This window comes from Amycolatopsis sp. NPDC059027 (assembly GCF_042739735.1).
Lineage (GTDB): Bacteria > Actinomycetota > Actinomycetes > Mycobacteriales > Pseudonocardiaceae > Amycolatopsis.
Window position 1 is genome coordinate 29,772 of record NZ_JBHYIK010000045.1, and the last position, 7,143, is coordinate 36,914.

General features: G+C 71.2%; 6 protein-coding genes. 2 read left to right on the plus strand and 4 right to left on the minus strand.

Annotated elements, in window-relative coordinates:
• Positions 1 to 117: 117 nt before the first annotated feature.
• On the minus strand, positions 118 to 2,358 hold the full coding sequence (katG, locus tag ACFWY9_RS28245; protein ID WP_378330062.1) for a catalase/peroxidase HPI: 2,241 nt from the start codon (positions 2,356 to 2,358) through the stop codon (positions 118 to 120).
• A 30-nt stretch (positions 2,359 to 2,388) separates the two neighbouring features.
• Positions 2,389 to 2,820, minus strand: coding sequence for a Fur family transcriptional regulator (locus tag ACFWY9_RS28250; protein ID WP_378330061.1), 432 nt, complete (start codon positions 2,818 to 2,820; stop codon positions 2,389 to 2,391).
• A 397-nt stretch (positions 2,821 to 3,217) separates the two neighbouring features.
• Here ACFWY9_RS28250 and ACFWY9_RS28255 point away from each other — a divergent pair, with 397 nt between their 5' ends.
• Entirely contained in the window at positions 3,218 to 4,396 is a 1,179-nt protein-coding gene (locus ACFWY9_RS28255; protein ID WP_378330060.1) for a hypothetical protein, read from the plus strand.
• 4 nt (positions 4,397 to 4,400) lie between these two features.
• On the opposite strand, the gene ACFWY9_RS28260 is transcribed toward ACFWY9_RS28255, so the two are convergent.
• Positions 4,401 to 4,658, minus strand: a complete 258-nt coding sequence (locus ACFWY9_RS28260; RefSeq protein WP_378330059.1) for a hypothetical protein — start codon at positions 4,656 to 4,658, stop codon at positions 4,401 to 4,403.
• Between the two features lie 53 nt (positions 4,659 to 4,711).
• The gene (locus tag ACFWY9_RS28265; RefSeq protein WP_378330058.1) at positions 4,712 to 6,127 is read right to left on the minus strand and encodes a PLP-dependent aminotransferase family protein; all 1,416 of its coding nucleotides are present in this window, start codon (positions 6,125 to 6,127) and stop codon (positions 4,712 to 4,714) included.
• Between the two features lie 37 nt (positions 6,128 to 6,164).
• On the opposite strand from ACFWY9_RS28265, the gene ACFWY9_RS28270 reads away from it, so the two are divergent.
• Positions 6,165 to 7,070, plus strand: coding sequence for a DMT family transporter (locus ACFWY9_RS28270; RefSeq protein WP_378340304.1), 906 nt, complete (start codon positions 6,165 to 6,167; stop codon positions 7,068 to 7,070).
• The last annotated feature ends 73 nt before the right edge of the window (positions 7,071 to 7,143 follow it).

Here is a 7,143-nt window from a genome sequence, read left to right on the forward strand (position 1 = left end):
GGGCGAGCACTCTCCCACACTCGAGTTTGACTCTCCCGAGTTACAAACGCGCGCGGTGGCGCGGGGGGCGGGGGCGGGGGGGGCGCCGCCCCCCCGCACAGCGGGATCAGCGGGGGATCAGACGAGGTCGAACCGGTCGAGGTTCATGACCTTGTCCCACGCGGCGACGAAGTCCCGCACGAACTTCTCCTTCGCGTCGTCGCTCGCGTAGACCTCGGCGAGCGCGCGCAGTTCGGAGTTCGAGCCGAAGACGAGGTCGGCACGGGTGCCGGTCCACTTGACCTCGCCGGTCGCGGCGTCGCGGCCCTCGAAGGTCTCCGGGTCGGACTCCTGGGTCGTCGCCGACCACTTCGTGCCCATGTCGAGCAGGTTCACGAAGAAGTCGTTGGTCAGCGACCCCGGCCGCTGGGTGAGCACGCCCAGCGGGGACTGCTGGTGGTTCGCACCCAGCACGCGCAGCCCGCCCACCAGGACGGTCAGCTCCGGCGCGCTCAGGTTCAGCAGGTTCGCGCGGTCGACGAGGAGGTACTCCGACGGCAGCCGGTTGCCCTTGCCACGGTAGTTGCGGAACCCGTCGGCGGCGGGCTCGAGCGGGGCGAAGGACTCCGCGTCGGTCTGCTCCTGCGAGGCGTCCGTCCGGCCCGGGGTGAACGGCACCGTGACCTCGACGCCGCCGTCCTTGGCGGCCTTCTCGACGGCGGCGGCGCCGGCGAGCACGATGAGGTCGGCCAGCGAGATCTTCTTGCCCCCGGTCTGGGCGCTGTTGAAGGACTCCTGGATCCCTTCGAGGGTACGCAGCACCTGCGCCAGCTCGTCGGGCTCGTTGACCGCCCAGCCCCGCTGCGGCTCGAGACGGATGCGCGCGCCGTTCGCGCCGCCGCGCTTGTCACTGCCGCGGAACGTCGAGGCCGAGGCCCATGCCGTCGAAACCAGCCGCGAGACCGACAGGCCCGAGTCCAGGACCTTGGCCTTGAGCTCGGCGACGTCGGCGTCGGAGACCAGCTCGTGGTCCACCGGCGGCACGCGGTCCTGCCAGATCAGCTCCTCCTGCGGGACCAGCGGCCCGAGGTAGCGCTGGATCGGGCCCATGTCGCGGTGGGTCAGCTTGAACCACGCGCGGGCGAAGGCGTCCGCGAACTCGTCCGGGTTCTCGTAGAAGCGCCGGGAGATCTGCTCGTAGACCGGGTCGAACCGCAGCGCCAGGTCGGTGGTGAGCATCGCGGGCGCGCGGTTGAGCTTGCCGTCCTCCGGGTCCGGCACGGTGTTCTTGGCCTTGCCGTCCTTCGGCGTCCACTGGTTGGCGCCCGCCGGGCTCTGGGTCAGCTCCCACTCGTACTCGAACAGGTTGTGGAAGAACCAGTTGCTCCACTGGGTCGGCGTCGGGGTCCAGGTGACCTCAAGGCCGCTGGTGATCGCGTCGCGGCCCTTGCCGGAGCCGAAGCTGTTCTTCCAGCCGAGACCCTGCTCCTCCAGCGGGGCGCCTTCGGGCTCCGGGCCGACGTACTTGTCGGCGTCGGCCGCGCCGTGGGTCTTGCCGAACGAGTGCCCGCCCGCGATGAGCGCGACGGTCTCCTCGTCGTTCATCGCCATGCGGCCGAAGGTCTCGCGGATGTCCCGTGCCGCGGCGAGCGGGTCCGGGTTGCCGTTCGGGCCCTCGGGGTTGACGTAGATGAGTCCCATCTGGACCGCGGCGAGCGGGTTCTCCAGGTTCCGGTCACCGCTGTAACGCTCGTCGCCCAGCCAGGTGCGCTCGGGGCCCCAGTAGACGTCCTCGTCGGGCTCCCAGACGTCGGCGCGGCCACCGGCGAAGCCGAAGGTCTTGAAGCCCATCGTCTCCAGTGCGCGGTTGCCCGCGAAGATCATCAGGTCGGCCCACGAGATCTTGCGGCCGTACTTCCGCTTGACCGGCCAGAGCAGCCTGCGGGCCTTGTCGAGGCTCGCGTTGTCGGGCCAGCTGTTCAGCGGCGCGAACCGCTGCATGCCGGCGCCCGCGCCCCCGCGGCCGTCGTCGATGCGGTAGGTACCGGCGCTGTGCCACGCCATCCGGATGAACAGGGGGCCGTAGTTGCCGAAGTCGGCGGGCCACCAGTCCTGCGAGTCCGTCATCACGGCGTCGACGTCGCGGGCCAGGGCGTCGAGGTCGAGGGACTTGAACTCGGCGGCGTAGTCGAAGTCCTCGCCCATGGGGTTGGCCACGGCCGGGTGCTTGCGGAGGATCTTCAGGTTGAGCTGGTTCGGCCACCATTCACGGTTGCTCCCGCCCTCGGTCGGGTGCTTGAAGCGCCCGGCGGAGACCGGGCAGCCGCCCGCGCTCTCCTCGTTCATCTCGCCAACAACGGCGTCAGGGCTGTCAGACACGGGAATCCTTCCAGGATCGGGAGCGGGTGCTCAGGAACTGACTGTGGTGGAACAGGCGGGGCACAGGCCCCAGTAGATGACCTCGGCCTCGTCGATCGTGAAGCCGTGGTCGTCGTCGGCGGTCAGGCAGGGCGCGGAGCCCACGGCGCAATCGACGTCCTCGATGGCACCACAAGACCGGCACACGACATGGTGGTGGTTGTCCCCGACTCGCGACTCGTACCGTGCTACCGAGCCCGCGGGCTGGATACGGCGCACCAGACCCGCGGTGGTCAGCGCGCGGAGCACGTCGTAGATGGCTTGGTGCGAAACCTCGCCGAGGTCCGCGCGCACGGCACCGATGATCGAATCGGTGTCGGCGTGCGGGTTGCCGTACACCGCGGTCAGCACCGCCACGCGAGGACGCGTCACGCGCAGCGCGGCTCCGCGCAGCAAGTGTTCGAAGTCCGAAGTCGTGGGCACGGCCGAAGCGTGGCCCATTTTCTTGAATCAGTCAAGTTCGGCGCGCCGACGAGCCGATCATGGCTGTCCGCTTCGCCGGGTTTCGGCCGAGTCCACTGTCGACGTCCTCTGTCGACGGTGGCCGCGCGGCCGGATCGCCACACCGCCCGGTTGGTCAATCCCGGACGGCGCCGGTTCCCGGCGGGACACCGAATTGTCACCCCGCGACGGGGTCGAGCGGCTGTTTCCGTCGTTTTCGGAAGCGGACGCGGTTTCCGGCGCCGTTTTCCCCGCCGGGCCCGCTTTCGTGAATCACGGACGAACTCGTTGGCGGGTAAGGAAGTCGTGGCCGGGTAACGGGAAACGGGAGAACGTCGACAGCACTGCGGGAAAACCGCGGATTCGTTCAGGAGTGGATGTGCATCACGTCTTGCAGATTTTCGTGCTCGGGTTCTTCCTGCTGGCCTTTCTGCTGCAAGGGGAACCGCCACCCCGGCTGGGGACGCGGCAGCGGTACACCCTCGGTGTCGTCGCGGCCGGGCCGCTCGCCATCCTGATCGGATCCCAGGCGATGCCGTTGCCGATGGTGTTGCTGCTGGAGTCCGAGCGCGCCCGGCTGGCAGGCAACTGGCCGCACATCCTGTTGCTGCTCGTGTCCCCGGTGGTCGCCTACGGCCTGGTGCGCCTGCTCGGTCCGCCGCGGCTGAAGAAGCGGCACGGGATCATGGTGCTTCGTGCCGCGGGCCTGCTCGTGGCGGTCGTCGCGGCCGAGCGGCTGGCGCTGGGGGACGGGGTGCCGGTGCTGTCCGTCGGCGGCCCGATCGGCGTCGTCGCGCTGCTGGTGACCGCGTCCTACCTCGCCTGCCTGCGGACCGCGGATCAGGGGTACTGGCCGCTGCCGCTGGTACGCGACGGAATCCAGAACGCGGCGCTCCTGGCCCTCATCGGCTGGTGGATCGTGGCGGTCGACGGCACCTTGGTGCCGGACCCGCGATCCGCGCCGGGAATGGCGCTGGCGGTGGCGCTGACGTTCTGGGCGGTGGCGGCGGTCGATCTCACCGAGCTGGCCGTCGGCGGCTGGCGGCTGCAGCGGTGGCTGCGGCACGGGCCACCCGAACGGCCGGGCCCGCCGGGCGTGCTCAACTGGCCACCCGCCTCCGGCGAGGTCTGGAGTGTCCTGCTCACCCACGACACCGGTAACTACAAGGACCGTCCCGTCCTGGTACTGGAACGCACGCCGACCCACGCGAACGTGCTCATCATGACCAGCAGGGACAAATCCGGCTCGCGCTTCCACCAGGCGCTCGATCTGGCCGACTGGCGGGGCGTGCTGGACAAGGCGGGCTACCTGTCGCTGGAAACCACCCCGGTGCCGTTCGCCGACTTCCGGCTGTATCGCGGGGAATGCACCGACCGCTTCTGGCATCGCCTGCTCGCCGACTCCCGGATACGGGAACGGCGGAACAGTGACCGCCCGGCACCGGGATTCGCCTTCCGGCACCGGTTCGCCTCCGCCCGCAACAGACACGTCGGGGTCAACGAAGGCGCGCGGCAACCGGCCGGACGGCGCCAGGGCACGCGGGCGGGACGTCGGTGACGCCTCACGACGGCCCGTGTTTCGTCCGGCGGACCGCCCGCGAAACAAGCCAAGCGAGGTAGGCGGCCGTCAGGACGAAGCCGATGGCGTACGGCGGGAACAATGCCGCGTCGAACCGGAACAGGGAATGGATCACCACGCCCAGCACGAGCGTGCCGGTGACCAGGGTGAGCAGCCCGCCGAAAACCCACGAGAGGATCCTGGCCGGTGGCCACCCCTTCGGTGATCCGGTGGGTCGCGATCGATCGGGACGTCGGTTCATCCGGCGCAGCCTAGGTACCGCGCCCGGGACCGGTCCGCGGCGCGGCTTCCCGGTCAGCGTCGTTCGCGCTCGAGGGCCCGGCCGAGTGCCCGTGCCACGTCGGGGAAGGCGCCGGGATGCGGGCCGGCGTAGCTGAGCCGGAGGAACTGCCCGGCCGGTTCCGCCGGGAACCACTCGTCTCCCGCGCCGACGACGACCCCGGCCGACCGGCACTCCCGGACGATCCGGCCCAGGTCCACCGTGTCCGGCAGCCGGGCCCAGAGGTTCAGCCCGCCCCGCGGTATCGCTTCCAGCCGCGCGTCCGGCGCGTACTCGCGGAGGCTCGCGACGAGCAGATCGCGGCGGGTCTTGAGCTGGTGGCGGAGCCTGCGCAGGTGGGTGCGCCACGCGGGCTGCGTGACGACGTCGAGCGCGACCGCTTGCAGCACACCGCTGACATACATGGATTCCGCCTGGCTGTCCGCGAGGATCCGGTTGCGTGCCGGGCCGCGCGCGATCAGCCCGGCGACCCGGACCGCGAGGGAGACGCTTTTGCTCAGCGAGCGGATGTAGACCACGTGCCCGCCGTCGTCCCTGGCGGCGACCGGATGGGGTTCCGCGGTCATCCCGAAGTCGTGCGCCGAGTCGTCCTCGATCAGGAACGCGCCGTGCCGCCGGACGGTGTCCATGACCTGCTCGACCAGCTCCGGTGTCCACTGTGCACCGGTCGGGCTGGCGAAGTTCGGCTGGGCGTAGAACGCGCGTGCGCCGGTCTGCTCGAACGCGCGTGCCAGCGCGCCCGGATCGGGACCGTCGGGGCCGCTCGGCACCGGGACGACCTCCACACCGGTCTGGGCGGCGGCGAGGATCGCGCCCCAGTAGGTCGGGGACTCCACGAGCAGCGGCCGCCCGGTCCCGACCAGCGCGCGGAACGCGGTCAGCAACCCGCTCTGGCTGCCGGGGATGATCACGACGTCGCCGGCCGCCGCGGGGGTGAAGTCGGACGGGGTCGCCGAAGCGAGTTCCGCGGCGAACCAGGACTGCAGTTCCGGGAGCCCGGCGGCAGGCGGCCTGGTGACCAGCGCGTCGGTGCGGGTCACCCTGGTGAAGGCCGCGCGGACGAGCCGCTCCGGCACCAGTTCCCGGTCGGGATAGCCCGAGTGCAGGGCGATCACGTCGTTCGAGACGGGCTGCAGCGCCGCGGGCAGCTGCGGGAGCCGGTGGTTCGGCGAGCCGAGGGCCGCGGTCTGCCAGCCGTAGTCGTTCGGCCGGGCGACCCGGACGGCGCGGACGAACGTGCCCACGCCCGGCCTGCTCTCGACGATCCCTTGCGCGGCAAGCGATCGGAGCGCCTTCTGCACCGTGACCGGGCTCGCGCCGTGCTGCGCGACCAGGGAACGCGTCGACGGCAGCTGGGCGCCCGGCGGGGCCGTCGCGATCCACTGCCGTAGCGCCGCGGCGATCTTCGTCGAGCTGCTATCGTCGGACATGACACAGAAGAGTAGCGCTACTCTCGCGCAGCGCCCAGTGCTATCCCCGTCCCGCGCCGGTCTCCGGTGGGGGCTGCTCGGCGTCGCGGCGTTCTCCTTCACCGTCCCGTTCACCCGCGTCGCCGTCCAGGGCGGCGGGATGTCGCCGCTGTTCGTCGGCTCGGCGCGAGCCGTCGTGGCGGCCCTGCTGGCGGCCGCGGCGCTGGCGATCACGAAGCAGCGCCTGCCCCGGAGTGTCCAATGGGGACGGTTGGCGATCGTCGCCGGTGGGGTGGTGGTGGGCTTTCCCGTGCTGACCTCCTTCGCGCTGACCACCGCGCCCGCCAGCCACGGCGCCGTCGTGGTCGCCGTCCTGCCCGCCGCGACCGCGATGACGGCCGTGCTCCGCGGGCGCGAACGACCCCCGGCGTCGTTCTGGGTCATGGCCATCGCGGGCGCGGCCGTCGCCGTCGGGTTCGCCGCGTTGCAGGGTGGCGGGCTCAGCGGGCTGCACTGGTCCGACCTGCTGTTGTTCGGCGCCGTCGTCGCGGCCGCTATCGGCTACGCGGAGGGTGGGCTCCTCGCGCGCGAACTCGGTGCCTGGCAGACCGTGTCGTGGGCGCTCGTGCTCGCCGCGCCGCTGATGATCGTGCTCACCGGGGTCGCGATGGCCCAGCACCCGCTCGGCGGGACACCGGTCGAATGGGCCGCGTTCGCCTATCTGGCCGTGGTGAGCATGTTCCTCGGCTTCTTCGCCTGGTACCGCGGTCTCGCGATCGGCCCGATGGCGCAGGTGAGCCAGGTCCAGCTCGTGCAACCCGTGCTGAGTATCGGCTGGGCGGCGTTGTTCCTGCGTGAGGAGCTCACCTGGCCCACCGTTCTCGGCGGCGTCGCCGTGATCGCCTGCGCCGGGGTCGCCGTCCGCACCCGGCTCGGTCAGGAGCGAGGGGACGGACCGAGCTGATGGAGGCGATATAGTGGTGACGGGGAGGCTGAGCGTGCCTGAGGCGGCCCGAGCCCTCGGAGGCGCCCCGGAG